The organism is Lacibacterium aquatile, assembly GCF_042683105.1.
Lineage (GTDB): Bacteria > Pseudomonadota > Alphaproteobacteria > Elsterales > Elsteraceae > Lacibacterium > Lacibacterium aquatile.
Window position 1 is genome coordinate 259371 of the sequence record NZ_JBHUIP010000016.1, and the last position, 17961, is coordinate 277331.

General features: G+C 63.1%; 19 protein-coding genes and 1 tRNA gene. 8 read left to right on the forward strand and 12 right to left on the reverse strand.

The features are described 5' to 3' along the window. Window positions 1-23: 23 nt before the first annotated feature. The 5 genes from ACFSM5_RS20760 to ubiG are packed head-to-tail and all read right to left on the reverse strand — an operon-like array spanning window position 24 to window position 3854. Window positions 24-455, reverse strand: a complete 432-nt coding sequence (locus tag ACFSM5_RS20760; protein WP_379878592.1) for an HPr kinase/phosphorylase — start codon at window positions 453-455, stop codon at window positions 24-26. Beyond that, entirely contained in the window at window positions 452-1600 is a 1149-nt protein-coding gene (ispG, locus tag ACFSM5_RS20765; RefSeq protein ID WP_379878594.1) for a flavodoxin-dependent (E)-4-hydroxy-3-methylbut-2-enyl-diphosphate synthase, read from the reverse strand. The genes ACFSM5_RS20760 and ispG overlap by 4 nt, the downstream gene beginning before the upstream one ends. Before the next feature lie 7 nt (window positions 1601-1607). Beyond that, on the reverse strand, window positions 1608-2039 hold the full coding sequence (gloA, locus tag ACFSM5_RS20770; protein WP_379878596.1) for a lactoylglutathione lyase: 432 nt from the start codon (window positions 2037-2039) through the stop codon (window positions 1608-1610). Window positions 2040-2080: 41 nt separating this feature from the next. Next, complete coding sequence (locus tag ACFSM5_RS20775; RefSeq protein WP_379878599.1) at window positions 2081-3103, reverse strand: phytanoyl-CoA dioxygenase family protein; 1023 nt, start codon at window positions 3101-3103, stop codon at window positions 2081-2083. A gap of 7 nt (window positions 3104-3110) precedes the next feature. Next, window positions 3111-3854, reverse strand: coding sequence for a bifunctional 2-polyprenyl-6-hydroxyphenol methylase/3-demethylubiquinol 3-O-methyltransferase UbiG (gene ubiG / locus ACFSM5_RS20780; RefSeq protein WP_379878601.1), 744 nt, complete (start codon window positions 3852-3854; stop codon window positions 3111-3113). A 63-nt stretch (window positions 3855-3917) separates the two neighbouring features. Here ubiG and ACFSM5_RS20785 point away from each other — a divergent pair, with 63 nt between their 5' ends. Both ACFSM5_RS20785 and ACFSM5_RS20790 read left to right on the forward strand, forming a co-directional pair. Next, the gene (locus ACFSM5_RS20785; RefSeq protein WP_379878603.1) at window positions 3918-4445 is read left to right on the forward strand and encodes a dihydrofolate reductase family protein; all 528 of its coding nucleotides are present in this window, start codon (window positions 3918-3920) and stop codon (window positions 4443-4445) included. Window positions 4446-4539: 94 nt separating this feature from the next. Next, a complete protein-coding gene (locus tag ACFSM5_RS20790; protein WP_379878605.1) occupies window positions 4540-6063 on the forward strand; it encodes an ArnT family glycosyltransferase in 1524 nt (507 codons plus the stop codon). A 4-nt stretch (window positions 6064-6067) separates the two neighbouring features. On the opposite strand, the gene ACFSM5_RS20795 is transcribed toward ACFSM5_RS20790, so the two are convergent. From ACFSM5_RS20795 to ACFSM5_RS20825, 7 genes are all read right to left on the reverse strand, one after another. Next, window positions 6068-7351, reverse strand: a complete 1284-nt coding sequence (locus ACFSM5_RS20795) for a helix-turn-helix domain-containing protein (RefSeq protein WP_379878608.1) — start codon at window positions 7349-7351, stop codon at window positions 6068-6070. 38 nt (window positions 7352-7389) lie between these two features. After that, window positions 7390-9657 (reverse strand): phosphoenolpyruvate--protein phosphotransferase, encoded by a 2268-nt coding sequence (ptsP, locus tag ACFSM5_RS20800; protein ID WP_379878610.1) that lies wholly within the window; start codon window positions 9655-9657, stop codon window positions 7390-7392. A gap of 4 nt (window positions 9658-9661) precedes the next feature. Further along, window positions 9662-10726, reverse strand: coding sequence for an NAD(P)H-dependent flavin oxidoreductase (locus ACFSM5_RS20805; RefSeq protein WP_379878612.1), 1065 nt, complete (start codon window positions 10724-10726; stop codon window positions 9662-9664). 3 nt (window positions 10727-10729) lie between these two features. Further along, window positions 10730-11974 (reverse strand): aspartate kinase, encoded by a 1245-nt coding sequence (locus ACFSM5_RS20810; protein ID WP_379878614.1) that lies wholly within the window; start codon window positions 11972-11974, stop codon window positions 10730-10732. 93 nt (window positions 11975-12067) lie between these two features. Continuing rightward, window positions 12068-12862, reverse strand: a complete 795-nt coding sequence (locus ACFSM5_RS20815) for an alpha/beta fold hydrolase (RefSeq protein WP_379878616.1) — start codon at window positions 12860-12862, stop codon at window positions 12068-12070. Then, window positions 12859-14007, reverse strand: a complete 1149-nt coding sequence (locus tag ACFSM5_RS20820) for a YbfB/YjiJ family MFS transporter (RefSeq protein ID WP_379878618.1) — start codon at window positions 14005-14007, stop codon at window positions 12859-12861. The genes ACFSM5_RS20815 and ACFSM5_RS20820 overlap by 4 nt, the downstream gene beginning before the upstream one ends. Before the next feature lie 101 nt (window positions 14008-14108). Next, complete coding sequence (locus ACFSM5_RS20825) at window positions 14109-14360, reverse strand: hypothetical protein (protein ID WP_379878620.1); 252 nt, start codon at window positions 14358-14360, stop codon at window positions 14109-14111. Window positions 14361-14469: 109 nt separating this feature from the next. Between ACFSM5_RS20825 and ACFSM5_RS20830 the strand changes: the two genes are divergently transcribed. From ACFSM5_RS20830 to ACFSM5_RS20855, 6 genes are all read left to right on the forward strand, one after another. Further along, window positions 14470-15417, forward strand: a complete 948-nt coding sequence (locus ACFSM5_RS20830; RefSeq protein WP_379878622.1) for an RBBP9/YdeN family alpha/beta hydrolase — start codon at window positions 14470-14472, stop codon at window positions 15415-15417. A 42-nt stretch (window positions 15418-15459) separates the two neighbouring features. Then, the gene (locus ACFSM5_RS20835) at window positions 15460-15711 is read left to right on the forward strand and encodes a hypothetical protein (RefSeq protein ID WP_379878624.1); all 252 of its coding nucleotides are present in this window, start codon (window positions 15460-15462) and stop codon (window positions 15709-15711) included. Window positions 15712-15922: 211 nt separating this feature from the next. Next, window positions 15923-16342: a VOC family protein gene (locus tag ACFSM5_RS20840; protein ID WP_379878626.1), complete on the forward strand. Its 420-nt coding sequence runs from the start codon at window positions 15923-15925 to the stop codon at window positions 16340-16342. A gap of 115 nt (window positions 16343-16457) precedes the next feature. Beyond that, window positions 16458-17204: an adenosylcobinamide-GDP ribazoletransferase gene (gene cobS / locus ACFSM5_RS20845; protein ID WP_379878628.1), complete on the forward strand. Its 747-nt coding sequence runs from the start codon at window positions 16458-16460 to the stop codon at window positions 17202-17204. Then, the gene (locus ACFSM5_RS20850; RefSeq protein WP_379878630.1) at window positions 17201-17797 is read left to right on the forward strand and encodes a histidine phosphatase family protein; all 597 of its coding nucleotides are present in this window, start codon (window positions 17201-17203) and stop codon (window positions 17795-17797) included. Before cobS ends, ACFSM5_RS20850 begins: the two co-directional genes overlap by 4 nt. 42 nt (window positions 17798-17839) lie before the next feature. Next, a tRNA-Thr gene (locus tag ACFSM5_RS20855) sits at window positions 17840-17915 on the forward strand. The last annotated feature ends 46 nt before the right edge of the window (window positions 17916-17961 follow it).

A 17961-nucleotide genomic window follows, 5' to 3' on the forward strand; every position in this document is an offset into this window, starting at 1 on the left:
AACGCTCCACGAGTTCAAAAAAGCTACCGACTATCGCCAGCAAGGCGTCCGGCCGCAAGCCGAACCTTGGCCGGGGCAGAAGCTTCGAAGGCATTCAAACGTATCGAGGGGACCCGGACGCCTTGGATTTCCTCATACTGAGGGTCCGGCAGCCGCTCGATCTGATCCCCACCCAAATGCACGACCAATTGTATAACAACAATCGGTCTATGGGGGATTGTCAGGATGCCCAGGCCCCGCACTTCGAGTTGACCGGCGATATTGTGATGCGGATTGGCGGTCAAAAGCCCGTCGCCGCCCATCACCATCACCTGGTCATCGCCCACCAGTTCGGCACCGCCGTCGATGAGGCGCAGGGCCAGGTCGGACTTGCCACTGCCCGAGGGGCCACGCAGCAGCACGCCCACATCCCCGAGCGCAACACAGGTCGCATGAAGGCGAAAAGGCTCACTCACTCGGCAGCGTTTTCTGGAGCAGCGTTTTCTTGGGCAGCAGCGGCCTCGGCAGCCTTGGCGGCTTCGATCTCAGCTGCTTTGCGTTCGATCATCCCGGCCAGATGTTCGACGATATCTTCATCCGCCAGCTTGTGATGGGGAACGCCCGCCACATAGACCTGATGCTGGCCGCCGCCGGTCAGGCCGAAGTCGGTTTCGCGCGCCTCGCCGGGCCCATTCACGACGCAACCGATGACCGACACGGTCATGGGGGTCTGGATATGGGCGATGCGTTCTTCGAGCTTGCCGACGGTCGAAATGACGTCGAACCGCTGTCGGGCGCAGGAGGGGCAGGAGATCACGGTGACGCCGCGACGGCGCAGGCCCAGGCTTTTCAGCATCTCGAACCCGACGCGGACCTCTTCGACCGGATCGGCCGACAGCGAGACGCGGATGGTATCGCCGATGCCCGACCACAGCAGCATGCCCATGCCGATGGAGGATTTGACAGTTCCCGCCCGCAGGCCGCCCGCTTCGGTAATGCCCACATGCAGGGGATAATCGCAGGCATCCGCCAGCCCCTGATAAGCGGCAACGGCCAGGAAGATGTCGGAGGCTTTGACGCTGATCTTCGTTTCGAAGAAGTCGTTGTCTTCCAGCAGCTTGATATGGTCGAGGGCGCTTTCCACCATCGCTTCCGGGCAAGGCTCGCCGTATTTTTCCAGCAGATCCTTTTCCAGCGACCCGGCATTGACGCCGATGCGGATGGAACAGCCATAGTCCTTGGCAGCCTTCACCACTTCGCGAACCCGCTCGGCCGAGCCGATATTGCCGGGGTTGATGCGCAGGCAGGCAGCACCTGCCTGCGCCGCCTCGATGGCGCGCTTATAGTGGAAGTGGATATCGGCGACGATGGGGATCTTGGACGCTTTGACGATGGCCGACAGCGCCGCCGTGCTTTCCTCGTCCGGGCAGGAAACGCGGACGATATCGGCGCCCGCTTCCTCGATCCGGCGGATCTGCTCAATGGTCGCCGCCGCATCCGAGGTCGGCGTATTGGTCATCGTCTGCACCGTGATGGGCGCGTCGCCCCCGACCAGAACCGATCCGACACGGATCTGGCGGGATTTCCGGCGATGGATATCGCGATAGGGGCGAACGCTCATAACAGGCTTAGTCCTTGCGGGTCTTATCAGTCTGGATCAGTTCGACCTTATAGCCGTCCGGATCCTCGATGAAGGCAATATGGGTGGTGCCGTGTTTCATGGGGCCGGGTGCCCTGGTGATATTGGCACCCGCAGCGGCCAGTTGTTCGCAGGCCTTGTAGATGTCCGGCAGACCCAGCGCGATATGGCCATATCCGGTGCCGATCGCATAGGGTTCATGATCCCAATTGTGGGTCAGCTCGATAACCGCCGTCTCGCTTTCTTCGCCATAGCCGATGAAAGCCAGGGTGAATTTGCCGTCCGGATAATCCTTGCGGCGCAGCAGGCGCATGCCCAGCAGGCGGGTGTAGAAGTCGATGGATTTATCGAGGTCGTAAACCCGCAGCATGGTGTGCAGCAGACGCGCGCCTGTCAGTGCGCCTTCGGTAGATCCGTCCATGGGGAAGCCCTTCCTTATTGTTCGCCCTTGTAGATGGGCGCTTAGGTCCTGATCGTCGAGGTCCGGCGCCAGGCCGGTAACTTGCCGCGAGCGGTCGCCGCCGTTTCCTGGCTTACCAGCCAACGCCGGACAAAATAATGGCGGATGCGTCGCATCAAGCCGGTTTCAAATCCGACAAACGGATTGAAGGGATTGCCCCGGCTATAGGCCCAGATCTCGATCCGCGTAATCTCGCCCGTGGCATGGCCGCGCGCATGGAAGCCATGGGTATCGGCAACCACCAGCGTATTGGCCGGTACCGCCATCGACTGGCCACCAGCAATGCCCAGGGCTTCCATATCGCCCTTTTCGGGCAGGACCCGCAGCGAACCTTTGAGCGAGTAGCCGTCCTTGAAGCCGGCCGCCATTTCCGCGACGCGCTTATTTTCCCAATCCAGCCGTCGCTTTGTCAGCGCATGGGTGCCGGGGGCGTAGCTGAAAGGTCCGGTCTCCGGCGTCACTTCGCGGATGAAGAACCAGGCCTTCATCGTCGGGTGGAAGGTGTCGGAATGCAGCACTTTCTGCGGATCGTCGGGTCGGTCGGCCAAGACATGATTATGGATGCGCTGGATATAGAAGAGCGGCATCTCGTTTTTACCGCCGGTCCATTTCATCAGACCGCGAAAAGCGGGTGCATCGAGCATCTGCTTGATGGCGGGAAGCTTGGCCAGCGCCGTCTCGTCCAGCAGCAGGCGGTGGGTGATGGTGTCGCCCTGGTGGCACTCCCACCCCTCGGCCTCATAATCCATGACTTCTGCCGCGACCTTGGGGAACAGGTCGGGCGCAAGATAGTCGCGCTTCAGGATGAAGCCGTCGCGACGGAACGCGGCGCGATCCTCCGTCGGAACCAGATGGGCAAGACAGGCCTGACGGAACTTGAAGATCCAATCGGCCAGGGTCACGCGGAAGCTGTGCAAGCCCAGGCGATTGAGCGTCGGCGATCCGATAATCGGGTTATCGCGGAAGTTCTTCGCGGTCGTGAAGATCGACGGTACAGCGGCGAGGGTCTTGATCAGGCTGGCCATCTAAGAATCACACAGGTTTGTGAGCTGTCAGAAGGTAGTTCACCGACGGATCGGCAATCTCCGAGAAATCGCCCGATACGGGATCGTACCCTACGCCCGTCAGCGCATCGAGAATCAGGCCTGACTGGCGCAACGCCCCGGCCAGTTCCGATGGTTTGACGAATTTCTTCCAGGAATGGGTCCCAGCCGGTACCCAGCGCAGCAGATACTCGGCCGCGACGATGCCCAGGGCAAAGCTCTTGGGCGTGCGGCTGAGGGTTGCGAAGGCAACAAAGCCACCAGGCTTCGCCAGGGAAGCGCAGGTGGCGACAAAAGCGGCGGGATCCGCAACATGCTCGATGACTTCCAGTGCCAGCACGATATCGAAGCGCTTGCCTTCGGCTAGGATCTCCTCAGCGGTGGTCGCGCGGTAATCGATGGCAAGACCGACATTGGCAGCATGACGTTTGGCCGCTTCGATCCCTTCGGCGGCGGCATCGACGCCGGTGACGGTAGCGCCCAGGCGCGCCATAGGCTCGCTGACAAGTCCGCCGCCGCAGCCGATATCGATCAGGCTCATACCCGTCAGCGGCTTCAGGCTATCGGGCGATAGCTTGAAATGCTCCACCAGTCGGCGGCGCAGGAAGCCGATCCGGACCGGCGAAAGCTTGTGCAGCGGCCGGAAGGGACCGTCCGGATTCCACCAGCTGTCGGCGAGGGCGGCGAAGCGGTCGACTTCACCTTTATCGATGGAGGATGTAGTTGCGTTCATGCCCGGAATATGCGCCCCTCCCGCCGACCGGGCAAGGTCTCGTGGGGGGGAAACATGTCGCATATGCCTTTGATCCGCTTGATGGTCGCGATCAGTCTTGATGGTTTCATCGCTGACGAGGCTGGCGGAGTTGATTGGCTGCACCCTTACGAAGATGTCGATTGGGGTTTTGCAGACTTCTTTTCCAGCATCGGGACGATCCTGAGTGGCCGTAAAACCTATGATAAAGCGCGCAGCTTCGATGCCTGGCCCTATGGCGATAAACGGATGGTGGTTCTGACGCGCCGCCCGCTGGATGACGGGGCGCCCGATCGGGTTGAGGCCTATACCGGCGACCTTGCGGCTTTGATCGCGGATCTGAAGCGTATAAGTGCGGGCGATATCTGGGTTTTGGGCGGGGCGGAGGTCGCACGGGAGATAATGCGCCTGGGCCTAATGGACCGGATAGAGCTGGGGATCATTCCTGTCCTGCTGGGGCGCGGTATTCCGCTTTTTGGCGATACCGGCCAGCAGAGCCTGCGGCTTCTCAGTCAGCGTGGCCTGTCAAACGGTATCCTGCTGGCAAGTTATGCGACGACCGGAAAGCAATAACGGGCGGGTAATTGCGTTGCAGCCGCGACCATGCCAAAACCTTTGCGCGCCCCCGAGGATGTGGGGGCGTTAGCGTAAAAGGCGTAGGGCAGGCATGGGGATCGAACAGGCGTTTTCATTGCAGGCAAATCATTGGCGCCGTTGGTTTACGCACCGTCCAGCGGGCGGACTTGCGCTGTTTGCCGTCTATTGCCTTGCATTCCTGCTGCTCCGCCTTTGGGCATCGCCCAACATGGGCACCGATGATGTTGAACAGGCGATGCTCGCGCAAGGTTGGGCCTGGGGATACAACCCGGCGCAGCCGCCGCTCTATACCTGGCTTCTGTTGGGTCTCTACAAGATATTCGGGGTGGGTGGCCTCGCCCATCTGGTCCTCAAATACAGCCTGCTTTTTGCGGTCTATTCGGGGCTGCATCTCCTGGCTTTCCGCTGGATCAGTCCGGAGAACCGGCTGCTAGGGTCGGCTAGTCTGCTGCTGCTCTATCCCTTCGCCTGGGGAGTTCACGCCGGTTACACCCATTCGCTGCTGATGGCGGCGCTGGTTCCCTGGGTCATCTGGGCCTTTGACCGGGCATTCAGCGAGCGTCGCTGGGTCGACACCATCCTGTTGGGTGTGTTGCTGGGTATCGCGCTGCAGAGCAAGTTCAACTTCGTCATTCTGGCTGCGGCCCTGGTTGCCTCCATCGCGTTCGAAGAGCGGTATCGTGGCTTCCTGGTCAGCGAGAAGATGGCGGTCGCGGTCGGTATCGCGGGTCTATTGCTGATGCCGCAGATCATCTGGTTGCTGGGTGGCCAACACGAGCCGGGACGCCTGATGGCCAAGATAACCATGGCTCCTACCGGCAATCCCTTGGTGCGCATGGCGCTGAGCACGGGCAAGTTTGCGCAATCGGCCCTGCTGGCGCTGATTCCCTTCTGGGTGATCGCCCTATCGCTGCTCTGGCCCGCTCTGCGCCGTCCGACGCGTCCCTCGTCACCCTGGCCCGCGATTGTCGCGCGGGCGGTGCTGATCAGCATGCTGATCGTCCTGCTGGTGGTGGTTGCGGCCGGGGTCAGCATTGCCAAGGAGCGGTATCTGCTGCCGCTGATCATGATGCTGCCGCTGGTGACCGTGGCGGCAATCGACCGCATCGCCCTAAGCCCGTGGCGTCGCTTCACCTATATCGGCGCGGTTCCATTGGCGGCTGTTCTGGGTTTCGGTTTTCTGCTGGTCCAGGGGCTGTTCGAAGCGGAGCATTCGCGGAGAACCAGCCGTTTGGCGGCCCCGATTCCGGAACTGGCGGCCAGGATCAAGGCGGCAGGATTTTCGGGTGGAAATATTCTGGCAGCCGACGAACATCTGGGCGCCAACCTGCGCTTTGCCTTTCCAGACGCCTTCGTGATGATCCCGGATTACGCCGCCTATATTCCGGTTCGGCCGCGTCTGGAGGGCAAGTGTCTGATTGTCTGGGCGGGCAAAGGTATTGATGGAGCCCCGGCGCCTCTGCAGGATCTTGCCCGGCGTCTCGGTCTGCGCAGCGAAGGGCTGACGCCGGTTCAGAAACTGGATCTACCGTTGATGCGCTATCCGAAGCGGACCGAGTCCTATGGCTTCGTCATAACCGACTGCAAGCCCTAGGGGCTTATTCGGCGGGCAGCGTTCCGGTCTTCAAGCGATCCGCATCCAGCGGGACGGCGCGGCGGACCATGCCGATCGGGCCTAGCGCGGGGGCTGTCTGGCCATCTACGGAAACTTCCAAAGCACCGGCATTGCCGGTCATCAGCACCAGACCCTGGCGGTTCGGCACACGATAGGTGTCGCCGGAGCGCAGAACGCGGGTCATCACGGGTTGATTGTCCGCGTCGCGGACCTGGACCCAGCTGTCACCCTTGGACTTGATCACGATCCGGACCGGATCGTTCACCGCGCCGAAAACACGGCCATCGACCGGCGGAGCGGGCGGCGGCGGGGCGGCGGGTTCTGCCGATGTCGCAGGGGCATTTGCCGTATCCTCGGGACCACTGGGCGCGGGCGGCACTTCATCTTCGCCGCCACTCCGATCAGCCGGAGCGGCTGCAGGCGGCGGCACCGGGATCGGGGCGAGGCGACGCGCGGGCTCAACCGGCTGCGGCGGAGTCGGCGGCGGCTGGACCGCAGCAACGACAGGGGGCGGCGCAGGCGGTGTGGGTGCCGTGGCGTGTGGCGGGGTTGCTGCTGCAGGCGGCGGCAAGGTGATCGTCTGACCGACCGTCGGCGCATTCGTCGGGGCCGGGGTCGGTGCAGGGACAGGTGCAGCTGCCTGTGGCGGCGGCGCAACCGGAGCTGCGGCGGGCGGCGGGGAGGCTGGCGGGGGCGGCGCCACAATCGCCGTCCCGGCAGTGTTGGCAGGAGGCGTCGAAACCGGCGCAGGTGCTGTCTCGGGTGCGCCCGACTGAGGGGCTGGGGCGGGGTTGAGCGCGGCCATCAGCCGTTCGGGCACGTCTGGAACCTGACCGAACAGCGACCGAGCCTCGTCGCGCCACAGATACCAGGCACCGGCAAGACCGGCGGCGACGATCAGGGCGATCAGCAGCGGCGTGGTTCCCGGAACCCGGCCGCGGGGAGCGGGCGAGGGGAAGGTCAGGGTCGTGCGCCGCGACAGGCCACCGGCCGCTTCATGTTTGAAGCGCCGCACCACCTCGGCCCCATCGAAGCCCAGATAGTCGCCATAGGTCCGAACGAAGCCGATAGCGTAGGCAGCCCCCGGAAGATCGCTGTAGCGTCCTTCTTCGAGGGCGGCCAGATAGGACGCTTTGATGCGCAGAGTGCTGGCGGCGTAAAGCAACTCGATACCGTGCTGCTCCCGGCGGGCGCGCAGCTCCGGGCCGATAGGGGGAAGGCCGTTGAGGGCCTCGTCGTCTTGGGTCGATCTGTGTTTAGGGCTCATGGCTCAAAGATGTATCAGGGGGAACGCTCATCCTGCAATCAGATGACGACGCCGTGATCGCGGGCATAGCCTTTCAGCAGGGTTCGCAAAGATCGATTCGGGCTTTGTGAATGATGGTCGAGGAATGTGGTCAAACGGTGCGCATCCAGGCTGCGCGCCATAGCTTTGACCGGTCCGATGGACCCGGCGGACATGGAAAGCGAGCGCAGCCCCAGGCCGATCAGGGCCATGGCTTCCAGCGGCCTGCCTGCCATCTCGCCGCAGACCGTCACGGTGCAGCCGCTTTCGGCTGTGCTGCGGGACAGGTCGCGGAAGAAGTTCATGACGGCGGGTGACAGCGTGTCATAGCGGTCAGACAGGCGCGGACTGCCGCGGTCGCAGGCGAACAGGAACTGCAGCAGATCGTTCGAGCCGACGGATAGGAAGTCGATCCGGCTGATCAGGGCAGGCAGCTGCCACATCAGGGCCGGAACCTCCAGCATCGTGCCGACATCCAGCCGGTTCGGCAGGGTCTGGCCGCGATCTTGCGCCAGCTGCATCTCGTCATCCAGGATCCGGCGGGCATCCACCAACTCGGCCACTTCGGCGATCATGGGGAACATGATGCGCAGGTGCCGGTCGCCCGCCGCCAGGATCATGGCGCGCAGCTGCTGACGCAGCATGGCGGGCCGGTCTAGGCCGATGCGGATGGCGCGCCAGCCCATGGCCGGGTTCTCGTCCACGCCGCCGTCGAAATAGGGCAGGGTCTTGTCGCCGCCGATATCCAGGGTCCGGAAGGTCACCGGCTTGTCGTCCGCGATCTCCAGCACCCGGCGATAGATCTCCGCCTGGGTCGGTACATCCGGATAGGCCGAGCGCACCATGAAGGGGATTTCGGTGCGGTAGAGGCCGATGCCATCCGCCCCCGTCTCGGCCATATTGCCCAGATCGATCAGCAGACCGGCGTTCAGCTGCAGCTTCACCGACTGGCCATCCAGGGTCTGGGCGGGCAGGTGGCGCAGGGCGGCATATTGGGCGCGCAGCAGCGCCCTGGCCTCGATGGAGGCACGCGCGCCGTCCAGCACATCGGCACCGGGACGCAGGAACAGCTGGCCGTTATCACCGTCGACCACGACCGTATCGCCATTGTCGACGCGATCCAGAACGCCGGGAATGCGGCCCAGCACCGGGATATCGAGGGCGCGGGCGACGATGGCCACATGGCTGGTCGCCGACCCTTCCTCCATCACCAGGGCTTTGAGTTTCCGGCGATCATAGTCCAGCAGCTCGGCAGGGCCCATGGCGCGGGCCACCAGGATGGCCTCCTCCGGCATCTCCATCTGCTGACCGAAGCCGCCCTGCAGATGCATCAGCAGGCGGGCCGTCAGATCTTCGAGATCCAGCAGCCGTTCTTTCAGATAGGGGTCGGTCACCTCGCGCATGCGGGCGCGCATATCGTTCTGCACGCGCTGCACGGCGGCTTCGGCGGTCAGGCCGCTGTTGATCGCCTCGCGAATACGGCCGATCCAGCCGCGATCCTGGGCGAACAGGCGATAGGTTTCCATCACATCCGCCAGCTCGCCGCCGCCAGCGCCCAGGTCATGGGCGGCGATCAGATCGTCCAGCTGGGCATGCATGGCCGCGATGGCCTCGCGCAGGCGTTCCTCTTCCTCGGCCGGGTTTTCGGCCACCATGCGGGTGATGACGATGCGCTGCTGATGCAGATGCACCTTGCCGATGGCGAGGCCTGGATTGAGGCGCACGCCTTCCATGCGGCGGGGCACGATGGCGTTGGTATCGCCCGCGATGCTTTCACCCGGATCGACCAGATCGCCGGAGGTGACGAGTTCCGCTAGCACCATGGCGACGGTTTCCAGCGTTTCGACCTCTTCCTCGGCGTAAGCGCGCTCGGCCTTGTTCTGCACGGCCAGCACGCCGATGACGCGCCCACCCTTCAGGATCGGCACGCCCAGCAGCGAGCGATAGATGTCTTCGCCCGTTTCCGGCTTGTAGGAGAAGTTCGGATGGCTCCAGGCGTCGGAGACCGCCAGCGGCCGGGCATGGGCGGCGATATCGCCGATCAGGCCTTCGCCGACCCGCATGCGGGTATTATGGATCGCCTCGGGGTTAAGACCCTCGGTCGCGAACAGCTCCAGCAGTTCGCCAGCGCGCATGATGTAGGCCGAACAGACTTCGGCGACCATTTCACCGGCAATGACCCGGACAGTCTGGGCCAGACGCTCTTCGGCCGAGCCTTGACCGGCCATGACATCCCGAAGCCGCCTCAGCAGCAGGCGCGCACCGCTCCACGCTGGCGCCTGTGCCATGGGATCATCCTTCCCGCCGGCTGGCCCGCCGGCTGTCGAGGGCGGCGTTGGCCTGACCCACAAGTTCGCTCAGGATCGCAGCGCAAGGCTCCTCGCGGCTGACCAGCCCGACCGACTGGCCCGCCATCAGCGATCCCGCCTCGACATCGCCATCGACCACGGCCTTGCGCAAGGCACCGGCCCAGAAATGTTCGATTTCCAGCTGTGCCGACTTCAGGTCCAGATCGCCAGCCTCGTATTTGCCGATGACTTCGCGCTGGCGGGCCATGAAGTCCTTGGACGCCTGATTGACCAGCGCCCGTACCGGAATGACCGGGAAGCGGGCATCGAGCTGGACCGACGGCTGGGCATCGCGGGCAGCGGCGCGGATGAAGGCAGTTTTGAATTTCTCATGCGCCACGCTTTCGGACGCGCAGACGAAGCGGGTGCCAAGCTGGACACCCGCAGCTCCCATCTCCAGGAAGGATGCGATGGCTTCGCCGCGTCCGATGCCCCCCGCGATGAAGACCGGCACATCGCGCACGACCGGCAGGATCTCCTGGGCCAGGACGGCGGTGGAGACGGCGCCGATATGGCCGCCTGCTTCCATGCCTTCGATCACCAGGGCATCGACGCCATTGCGGATCAGCTTTTTGGCCATGGCGACAATGGGGGCAAAAGCCACCACACGCGCGCCACCGTCTTTGAGCAGCTTGATGGTCGCGGCGGGCGGGGTGCCGCCTGCCAGAACCACGATGCCGACCTTTTCGTCGATGCAGACCTGGGCCAGCTCGTCCAGCTTGGGGTGCATGACGATCAGGTTCACGCCGAAGGGTTTGGTGGTCAGCTTCCTGGTCGCCTGAATCTCGGCGCGCAGGATCTCAGGCGGCATGGAACCGGACGCAAGTACCCCGAAGCCGCCCCCATTGGAGATGGCGGCAACCAGATTGCGCTCGGACACCCAGGTCATGGCGCCGCCCAGGATGGCCAGGCGGCTGCCCAGAAAGTCACGGCCCCGTTGCCACAGCGCATCGAGCGCTGGGCTGGGCGTGACTGTCTGAAGGGTGGGCGTGACCGCCGCCAATGCCATCGATTAGACCGCCGCGTCCAGGCCGAAGGCGCTGTGCAGGGCGCGCAGGGCAAGCTCGGTATATTCTTCGGCGATCAGCACCGACACCTTGATCTCGGAGGTCGAGATGACACCGATGTTGATGCCCTTGGCAGCCAGGGTTTCGAACATGGTCAGCGCGACACCGGCATGGCTGCGCATGCCGACGCCGATCACCGACACCTTGGCGACGGCGGCATCGGGGATGATCTGTTCGTACTGAATCTCGCCCTTTGCTTCGTCCAGCACCTTCAGCGCGCGTTCCAGGTCGGTGCGCGAAAGGGTGAAGGTCAGATCGGTCGACTTGCCGTCCGGCGCCACGTTCTGAACGATCATGTCCACATTGATCGCGGCATTGGCCAGCGGGCCGAAGATCGAAGCAGCAACACCTGGGCGGTCGGCGACCTTCAAAAGCGTGATTTTCGCTTCATCCCGGCTGTAGGCAATACCGCTGACCAAATGCTGTTCCAAGATCTCATCCTCATCGACCACAAGGGTTCCGGGCAAAATTTGCGTGCTGTCGGGCGGTGCGTCGAAGCTGGAGAGCACCTGAACGCGCACCCGATGTTTCATCGCCATTTCGACCGACCGCGGCTGCAAGACCTTGGCCCCCAGCGACGCCAGCTCGAACATCTCCTCATAGGTGATGCGGTCCAGCTTGCGTGCCCGTGTCACAATACGCGGGTCGGTGGTGTAAACGCCATCGACATCGGTATAGATGTCACAGCGTTCGGCGCTGACGGCAGCGGCAAGGGCTACCGCAGAGGTATCGGACCCACCACGCCCCAGCGTCGTGATGCGGCCATCCTCGGTCACGCCCTGGAAACCGGCGATGACGGCGACTTCGCCTTTTTTGAAACCGGCTTCCAGCGCTTCGGTCGGGATGCGCTGAATACGGGCTTTGGAATGGGTCTCGTCGGTGATGATGGGGATCTGCCAACCCAACCACGAGCGGGCTTTGATGCCGATCTGCTGCAGGGCCAGGGCGGTCAGGCCTGCGGTCACCTGTTCGCCCGAAGCAACGACGGCGTCATATTCCCGCTCGTCGAAGAATTTCGAGATCCCATTGACCCAGGCCACCAGCTGATTGGTGGTCCCCGACATGGCGGAGACGACGACAGCTACCTCGTTCCCAGCGTCGACTTCGCGCTTCACGCGCGCCGCCACGTTGCGGATACGGTCCAGATCGGCGACGGACGTGCCGCCGAATTTCATAACGATGCGCGCCATGACCCCTCGTATCGCCTAAAAATCAGTCCGCTAGCCGCCTTTTGGCTAAGCAATCTCGCGGCCCGGAACGGCCGGGCGGCTATTCATAGCCTCTTAGGTCCCAGGCGCAAAGCCTTGATCTGTGGGGACCTGTTCCCGCAGGAACGCATGTATTGCACTCAAGACCGCTTCCCGTGCTTCGCGGTGTGGTTGATGGGCACAGTCGCTTAGCAGCAAGGGGCGTGCCGTCGCGCCGATCCCACGGCAGATGGCGTCTACCTGAGCGGCGGTGCCGTACTCGTCGCCTTCGCCCTGAATGACAAGGGTGGGGCAGGCGATCTGGGGCAGGATCGCCTCGATATTCCAGTCGCGGTACCAGGGGGCGAGCCAGGATTTCGACCAGGCGGCGAAAACCCAGTCGGTATTGCCGCCGTGATATTTCTCGAGGCGGCTACGCAGACCGTCGTCATAGGCCGTAACGGCAGCGCGGATACCGGCCAGGGTTTCCTCTTCGACGAAGACATGGGCGGCCATGGTGACGACAGCCAACGGCTTGCCTGGGAAGCGGGCAGCATAATGGAGCGCGATGGTGCCGCCATCCGAATGGCCCACCAGCACCGGGCGGGTGATCCCGGCGAGCGACAGCAGGCGCGGAAGGATCTCTTCGCCCTCATAGGCTAAATAGGCCGCGTCGCGGGCCTGGAGGGGCTGTTCGCTCGATCCATGGCCATGGCGTTCGTAGGTCAGGACCGGCAGGCCGGTTGCGTCAGCCAGCGCTTGCGGGAAATCGCGCCAGAGGGCGATGGTGCCCAAGGCTTCGTGCAAAAGGACGATGGCAACGCCGTCGGATCGCGTCGGGCCGGTCAGCGTCCAGTTGAGGGCGCGGCCACCCACCAGATCACGGTTCATACGATTTCTCTTTTCGGGGCAAGGCGGACAGCGAAGAGGGCGGCGGCGGCACCAGCCGCAAAGACGATCATGGCGCTCCAGAATAGTCCGCGATAATCGCCGGTGGTGGCAAACCAGGTCGAAAAAGCCCACCCGCCCAGACCCTGGGCGGCGGCAAAAACGACCGTCAGTGTGCGCCAGGCGCCCATGTGGCCCTCGACCCCGGCGAAGACCAGTGCTGTGCCAGAGGCGACGACAGCAATTCCGGGGGTGAGGGCGCCGGTGACGAGGGCGGAAATTAACAGGACCGGCATGCTGTTGCTGGTCAGAATCATGCCGACCGAGATGCCTTTCAGGACCAGGACGGCGGCAAAGCTGGCGGGGAAGCCGAAACGATCCGCCATCAGGCCCGCCAGCAGCGGCCCCATCATGGCGCCGATCCCGAAGGCAACCCAGACCGTTCCGCCCTGGCCAAGCCCCAACCCGAGGCCACGCGCGACATAATCGACCAGAAACACGGTGTGGGGAACGAAGCCGATGGCATCGGCGGCATAGCCAAAAGCCACCAGCAGCAGCGCCAGACTCCAGCGGATCTTCGGCGGGGCGGCGGTGGCGCGGTCGGGCCAGTTCCCCCAGGCCAGCGGCAGGGCGACGGCGACCAGGGCTGCGAGCGACAGCCATGCCGTGACCGGCCCATAGCTCGCGACCAGCGGCACCAGAGTTCCCGACAGCATGGTGCCGGTGCCGATCCCGGCGAACATGACACCGGCGACCTTGCCGCGTATCGCGGGCGGGCTACGCGCCAGGGTGGCCGATGCCGCCAGAATGATGATGAAAGCACCCGAAATACCGGCGCCGATACGCCAGGGTAACCAGAACCAGAAGCCCAGCGGCAGGGCGCCTGCCGCCGTTCCGACCAGAACCAGCAGCAGCGCAAAGCGGATCACCGGGGCAGGGCCGAAGCGTCGGGCCGCCCAGAGGACACTGATGGCGCCGATGAAATATCCGGCAAGGCCGGCAGCGCCCAGGAAGGCGGCCTCGCCGGGGCTGGCCCACCCTGCCTGGACCAGGGTCGGAATAAGCGGGGTAAAGGCGAAACGCCCGACGCCGTGGCCGATCAGGAGTGCAAGCAGGCCGGGCAGGGCAAGGGAGAAGATCTGTCGCATGGCTCATCGACAGGACACCAAGGCGCCCGATCAGGCAAGCGAAAGAACCCGGCGGCTCAGAACCCCGAACCGCCGGGATTATCAAGTATCTTCAAGGCTTCTTAGGCGGCCGCGTCGAGTTTTTCCAGGAAACGGCTGGCTCGTGTCAGGGCTTCCTGCAGGTGAACGGTGCGGACCGGGGCGGCCACGGTGCATTTGATATGCATAAGAAGATAGCCGAGTTGATGCTTAAGCATATCGGCGTCCTCTAACTGACGGCCAAGGCCCAGTAGGAAGTCGTTCAGTTCGGGATCATTGTGTTTTTCGGAAAAGACGGCGGTCTTTTCATAATGGGTCTGCAACGCCTTGGACATGACTCTCTCCTTCTCAAAGTCTTTGAGGGTCGAGGTCGGCCGGGCGGTTGCCGATCTGGTTCAAAATTGTTGCTGCAATGCCGCCTTCCACGCAAGGTTTTTTGCTGCATTGCACGACAAGATCCTATTCGGCGGTAAAGGCGATTTTATGGCGCGCTATCTGATCCTCCCCGGCCTCGGCAATTCTGGGCCTGAGCATTGGCAAAGCATCTGGGAGGCAAGCGGCCCGGAATTCGTGCGCGTGCAGCAGAGCGACTGGGAGAATCCCAAGCGCGCCGACTGGATCGCCGCCATTGCCGATGCCGTGCGGGTGAACCCTGGTGCAATTCTGATCTGTCACAGCCTTGCCTGCGCAGCCCTTGCCCATACCTTGGCGGTTCACCCGGATTTGCCGGTGAAGGCCGCTTTGTTGGTCGCACCCGCCGACTGCGACGATCCGAATTTCACACCGGACGAAGTACGCGATTTTGCGCCCATGCCGCTTGCCCGGTTGCCCTTTCCGGTGCTGGTTGTCGCCAGTATCGACGATACCTACGTCAGCCTCGCCCGCGCCAAATTCTTTGCCAAAGCCTGGGGTGGCACCTGCATCGATATCGGCCCGCGCGGCCACATCAATAGCGCCTCCAATCTGGGCGACTGGCTCCAGGGGCGGGAGTTGCTGGCAAGGATTGAGGGAGTTCGGGTGGCCGACCTCGAAGCGCCCCGTCAAGTCGTCAGCCAGATCTATTGGCCGGACAGCAATTTTCTCGAGCTCTCAATGGATCACGAGACATTGCGGCTGAAGATTCAGGATACGAACAAAAAACCTTACGTCCTCGAATGCTGGGGCTATATCGGTTATCAGGCGGCCGGAGTTTGGGAAGAAGGAGTTATCGAATCCGTCCACCTGTCGCAGGAAGACACGTTTCTCCTGGACTGCATCTCAAGGCTTGGTCGCCCGCATAACACCGATAGTGACTATCGTAATCGTCGAGAGTTTTTCTGCCTGATCATCAATCTCATTGATGGCAGCCAATTCAAGTTTGTTCAGAACAGCATTGTTCTCGTCGAAGGATGAGCCCGGATAGCTGATCTAGTTAAAACCACTTCAGGAGTTTCCATGCATCCCGCCGATATTGCCGTCAGCTATGCCGGACGCACCAATCTGACTGTCCGCAGTTTCGGTCACGATCACGACGATCCCCAGGTTCTGCTGGAGGGCGACAAGACCACGCTGCTGATGCTGGCCGATCTGATCCGGGCGGTAGCGGAAGGCAAGGCCGACAATTTCGGAATCTCTCCGACCGGCGCGGGTAGTGTGCACTTCGGACGTGGTGCGCAGATGGGGCTTTACATCAGCCGCCGGGGGTAGATTGCTCTTGTCACCCTTTGCCTCCATCTCCACATCTGACGTGTCGAAAAAGGCGGACAGGTTTGGTTAGCCCTGTCGCTTCCTGGTACGGCCTCAAGTAGGGCGAAGCCCGGTAGGCCTTCATATCCAGGAAGTTCTGTCTGGCATTTGCCAATGACCCGCGGCCTTGAACGCTCCGCATTCCGTGGCGCGAAGCAAAGGACGTTGTGTTATGCAACAGCAGATCTCCATTATCACCCTAGGTATTCAGGATCTCATCGGTTCCAAGCGTTTCTATGTCGATGGTTTCGGCTGGAAGCCTGTCTTCGAGAATGAGGAAATCGTCTTCTATCAGATGAACGGCTTCATGTTCGGCACCTGGTACGGCCATAAGCTTGAGGGTGATATGCAGCGCCAGAATCAGGGTCCCGGCCCTTTCTCGCTGGCTCACAATGTATCCTCCAAGGACGCAGTGGAGACGGCGATGGAGCGGCTTTTAAGCCACGGCGGCAGCCTCCTGCGACCTGCCGATGCACCGATCTATGGTGGCTTTCGAGGCTATGTCGCCGACCCTGACGGCCATGCCTGGGAGATCGCCTGGAATCCGGCCTGGTCCATTGATGCCCTGGGGCATGTGAGGTTCGGCCTCTAAGTCCCTGCGATAGGCGGTTCGGTCGAGGCGTAGGCATGACCTTCGCTCCGGCCGAGCCGCAGCCCCGTTGATTGCTGGCCTTGAGTTGAGAGGCGCGAGGGCTTATTGCAGACCTATGGTGAAGTTAGCGCGCGACCTGCATCTGGCCGTCATCTTCCTCACCCGGATCCCGCTGCCGCCCCTGGCAAACCTGGATCCGGGGGCGATGACCCGCGCGCTGCGGCTGTTTCCCCTGGTCGGCGCTGCCATCGGGGCAGGCATCGGCCTGCTCTATTGGGGGCTGAGCCATCTGGGTGTCCCCGCTACCCCAGCCGCCTGGATCGCCATCGCGGGCGGACTCGCCATTACAGGCGTCCTGCATGAGGATGGGCTGGCTGATACATCGGATGGCTTCGGCGGTGGCCGGGACCGCGAGGCCAAGCTGGCGATCCTGCGCGACAGTCGTATCGGCGCCTATGGGGCGGCGGCCCTGGTGGTTGCGCTTGGCCTCAAGGCCGCGCTGCTTGCCGGGTTCGATGGGCGCTCGGCAGTGGCATTTCTGGCTCTGAGCGAAGGCGCCAGCCGCGCTGCGATGCCCTGGATGATGCGCCTGCTGCCCCCAGCCCGGCGTGATGGGGTTGCCGCCAGCCTCGATCCTATCGGCCTCGCTATCCTGATCCCGGCATCCGCGACAGCTGCCGTCCTGATCCTGTGGCTCGCCCCATGGAAGGCCTGGTTGCTGGTTACGGTATTCATCGTCGCTATTGGCTTCATGTGCGCCTTGGCCAAGCGTCAGATCGGCGGGTTCACCGGCGATATCCTCGGCGCGACCCAACAGCTCGCCATGCTGGCAATGCTGACCGTCCTGGCGATCCCGGCATGAACGTGACCCGCTTCTGGTGGCTGCGTCATGGGGTGGTCGATGGGCCGCGCGGCTGCATCCACGGACCCGACGCGCCCATCCTGAAGCCGGAGGCGTGGCAGATCTCTGGCTTGAAGCGCCTGCTACCTGCCCAGGCCCTCTGGCTCACCAGCCCGGCCGAGCGCGCGCGCCAGACCGTCAAGTCTTTGACCCATACCCGCCCGATGCCGCAGCCCGCCCTGATGGAACAGGATTTTGGGAACTGGACCGGCCGGACGCACCGGGATCTGGAGGCTGAAGATCCACAAGGTCATCGCGCCTTCTGGCAGGATGCCGCCAGCAATATTCCACCGGGCGGCGAAAGCTTCGCCAATCAGTGCCAACGGGTTGCGGCCAATGTCGATGCCCTGGCCACCGAACATGTCGGGATCGACCTGATCGCCGTTGCCCATTCCGGCACGATCCGGGCGGCCCTGGTTCACGCCCTGGGTCTTGCCCCGGCGGCTGGTTTGAGTTTTGTCATCGATCCGCTGTCGCTCACCCGCCTGGACTTGACGCCGGGCGGCTGGCGGGTGGTCTGCGTCAATGTCACGGTCCAGCTGCCCGGACTATAAATATTGACAAGGCCCTCGGAATCGCGCTACTTCGCCGCCGTTGCCGCTTTAGCTCAGTTGGTAGAGCACGTCATTCGTAATGATGGGGTCAGGTGTTCGAGTCACCTAAGCGGCACCATTTTCCCTCCCAAATTTGACTTGGACTATTGACTGGTCCAAAATCT

Bases quoted from the DNA above. Each gene is read 5' to 3' on its own strand.
- ACFSM5_RS20815 (WP_379878616.1), bottom strand. From the start codon at position 12,862: ATGAACCGTGATCTGGTGGGTGGCCGCGCCCTCAACTGGACGCTGACC.
- ACFSM5_RS20820 (WP_379878618.1), bottom strand. From the start codon at position 14,007: ATGCGACAGATCTTCTCCCTTGCCCTGCCCGGCCTGCTTGCACTCCTG.
- ACFSM5_RS20790 (WP_379878605.1), top strand. From the start codon at position 4,540: ATGGGGATCGAACAGGCGTTTTCATTGCAGGCAAATCATTGGCGCCGT.
- gloA (WP_379878596.1), bottom strand. From the start codon at position 2,039: ATGGACGGATCTACCGAAGGCGCACTGACAGGCGCGCGTCTGCTGCAC.
- cobS (WP_379878628.1), top strand. From the start codon at position 16,458: ATGGTGAAGTTAGCGCGCGACCTGCATCTGGCCGTCATCTTCCTCACC.
- ptsP (WP_379878610.1), bottom strand. From the start codon at position 9,657: ATGGCACAGGCGCCAGCGTGGAGCGGTGCGCGCCTGCTGCTGAGGCGG.
- ACFSM5_RS20825 (WP_379878620.1), bottom strand. From the start codon at position 14,360: ATGTCCAAGGCGTTGCAGACCCATTATGAAAAGACCGCCGTCTTTTCC.
- ACFSM5_RS20835 (WP_379878624.1), top strand. From the start codon at position 15,460: ATGCATCCCGCCGATATTGCCGTCAGCTATGCCGGACGCACCAATCTG.
- ubiG (WP_379878601.1), bottom strand. From the start codon at position 3,854: ATGAACGCAACTACATCCTCCATCGATAAAGGTGAAGTCGACCGCTTC.
- ACFSM5_RS20775 (WP_379878599.1), bottom strand. From the start codon at position 3,103: ATGGCCAGCCTGATCAAGACCCTCGCCGCTGTACCGTCGATCTTCACG.
- ACFSM5_RS20805 (WP_379878612.1), bottom strand. From the start codon at position 10,726: ATGGCATTGGCGGCGGTCACGCCCACCCTTCAGACAGTCACGCCCAGC.
- ispG (WP_379878594.1), bottom strand. From the start codon at position 1,600: ATGAGCGTTCGCCCCTATCGCGATATCCATCGCCGGAAATCCCGCCAG.
- ACFSM5_RS20810 (WP_379878614.1), bottom strand. From the start codon at position 11,974: ATGGCGCGCATCGTTATGAAATTCGGCGGCACGTCCGTCGCCGATCTG.
- ACFSM5_RS20785 (WP_379878603.1), top strand. From the start codon at position 3,918: ATGCCTTTGATCCGCTTGATGGTCGCGATCAGTCTTGATGGTTTCATC.
- ACFSM5_RS20840 (WP_379878626.1), top strand. From the start codon at position 15,923: ATGCAACAGCAGATCTCCATTATCACCCTAGGTATTCAGGATCTCATC.
- ACFSM5_RS20850 (WP_379878630.1), top strand. From the start codon at position 17,201: ATGAACGTGACCCGCTTCTGGTGGCTGCGTCATGGGGTGGTCGATGGG.
- ACFSM5_RS20795 (WP_379878608.1), bottom strand. From the start codon at position 7,351: ATGAGCCCTAAACACAGATCGACCCAAGACGACGAGGCCCTCAACGGC.